This is a genomic window from Xenorhabdus sp. NBAII XenSa04 (assembly GCF_963866145.1).
Taxonomy (GTDB): domain Bacteria; phylum Pseudomonadota; class Gammaproteobacteria; order Enterobacterales; family Enterobacteriaceae; genus Xenorhabdus; species Xenorhabdus indica.
The window spans coordinates 1-2388 of the sequence record NZ_CAWMEB010000188.1; the positions used below are offsets into that span (position 1 = coordinate 1).

General features: G+C 42.8%; 2 protein-coding genes. Both read left to right on the forward strand.

Features of this window, described 5'->3' with window-relative positions:
- Window positions 1-225: 225 nt before the first annotated feature.
- Window positions 226-1794, forward strand: coding sequence for an ATP-dependent DNA helicase DinG (locus tag AAC147_RS07910; protein ID WP_231571661.1), 1569 nt, complete (start codon window positions 226-228; stop codon window positions 1792-1794).
- A complete protein-coding gene (locus AAC147_RS07915; RefSeq protein WP_231571662.1) occupies window positions 1779-2294 on the forward strand; it encodes a helicase C-terminal domain-containing protein in 516 nt (171 codons plus the stop codon). The genes AAC147_RS07910 and AAC147_RS07915 overlap by 16 nt, the downstream gene beginning before the upstream one ends.
- Window positions 2295-2388 lie beyond the last annotated feature (94 nt).

The window sequence follows — 2388 nt, forward strand, 5'->3', positions numbered from 1 at the left end:
GACATTGGAAGCGTGTTTTGAAAGGCTTAATTTTTAAGATCCTGTATATGAGGTCTCGATAGGAATAGCCACTATCGGCTACCCACCGCACAGATCCGAGAGCATGAAAATATGTGGAGTGCTTTGTTCAATTAGCGATAGTACCCTTCAATAGTGAGTCAATCCCTTCGGCCCCCAGTCGGCAATGATAAAATCATTCTATCTTAACCATCGGGGCCAACTGAAATGACTGCTAAGCCAATGCAGACCACCAAAAAAATTATCGCAATCGCCTATGAGTCCTTTTTGAAGCACAAGGGGGTAACTGCTCGGATAGGGCAAAAGCGAATGATGAACTTATGCTATGACATCGTGAATAGTATTGAGGTGAACAATGAAGACCAGCGTACTAGCGATCCTGCTGTGTGTGTCATTGAAGCTGGCACTGGCACTGGTAAAACGTTGGGTTATTCTATCCCGTTAATCCCTCTTGCAAAGGCCAAAAAGAAAACATTAATTTTGTCTACCGCGACTGTCGCATTACAGGAACAAGTTATGTTCAAAGATTTGCCTGATATTCGTACCAATGCAGGTTTAGATTTTACGTTTGCAATGGTGAAAGGTCGTGGTCGCTATTTTTGTAAACTCCGTGCTGAACGTGAATCTGATAAAAGAATGAGTCTTTTTGGTTATGAAGATCAGAGCATTAAAATACTCAAAGACAAATTCGCAGATGGGCTGTGGGATGGTGATCGCGATACTTATTCCGTGGAGGTACGCGATGAAATCTGGCAAAAAGTTAATGCTGTTGTGGGCCAATGTCCATCACACCTTTGTCCCCATTACGCAATCTGTCCGTTCTTCAAGGCTCGTAAAGAGTTAGATAGTGTTGATGTTGTTATAGCAAATCACGATATCGTTTTGGCTGATTTGTCTCTGGGGGGAGGTGTAGTGCTGCCTGATCCAAAACAAAGCATTTTTGTCTTCGATGAAGGTCATCACCTGACCAGTAAAGCAATAAATCACTTCGCTTCTTCATGCTCCATCGATGCAACAGTGAAGTGGGTTGATGAGATTTTCGATATGATTATTCCGCTGGTGGATAATTACAATAATGAAATGGAGCAACTAGCAACTGAGCTACACTCTAAAACAACCAAACTAAAAAAAGAACTGGTGGAAACAAAAGACTTCTTGTTGAGAACGCTACCTTTCAAATCTGAGTATGACAAACGTGAAACCTGTATTTTTCCTTCCGGAGAAACGCCGAAAGAGGTTATCAATTATGCCAAAATTGTCGGGAAGATCTTAGGCGATATGAATAAAATTAATGGCAAGATGTCATTAATAATTGATGGCAACTTGAAGAGCAATCCTGATGCTGGAGAGCACAAAATGATTGTGGGGGAGCTGGATAATCGTTTCGAAACTCTAATAACGGCATGGAGTGATTTTGTTAACGTTAAACATCGTGACAAAAACGGTATTCCTTTTGCCCGCTGGGTTGACGTTAATCGTGAGAAGAAAAACGAAATAGTCATCAACAGCAGCCCTGTGCATGCTGGGGATATGCTGATGAAAGATGTGTGGAATGTGGTTTTTTCAGCTATAGTCACCTCTGCAACTATCCGTACTTTGGGTAAATTTGATGCCTATCTAAATCAGGTGGGCTTACCACCAGCAACGCCTACCTTACTGGCTCAAAGTCCGTTCAATTACGAAGAGAATGGCGTGCTGTTTATCCCTAATATGAAGTTTTCCCCGAAGGACGTTGAGGGCATACACAGGAGGTCGGTACTATGTTGCCTAAGCTGATGAATCGCTTAAAAGGCTGTCTTGTTCTTTTCGCTTCTAAACGCCAGATGACTGATGTTTTTGACATGATGCCTGATGAGCAAAAAGAGAGTATTTTGATGCAGACTACACTACCTAAAAGCGAGATTGTAGCCCGTCATAAGTTGCGCATTGATCACGGCGAGCCAAGTGTAATTTTTGGTATGGCCAGCTTTTCAGAGGGAGTCGATTTACCGGGGGATTACTGTAACAACGTCATTATTGCTAAGCTGCCGTTCATGGTGCCAACTGATCCGGTCAGTCTGACGCTTGCTGAATGGATGGATTCAGTTGGTCGTAATACATTTGAAGAGATTTCTGTTCCTGATGCGTGTATTAAGCTGATTCAATCCGTGGGGCGGTTAATCCGCACAGAAAAAGATACCGGTGCAGTCACGATTCTTGATAATCGTCTTGTCACTAAGCGTTACGGAAAGGGTATCCTTGATTCTCTCCCCCCGTTCCGTCGCCACATTCGATAATGGAAATGAGGTAGTAGGGAAATAGAAATAAATGCAAGCATGATTGTTATTAACCCGGTGTGCAAATGCCCATACTCCCATCATGCAGCATAAT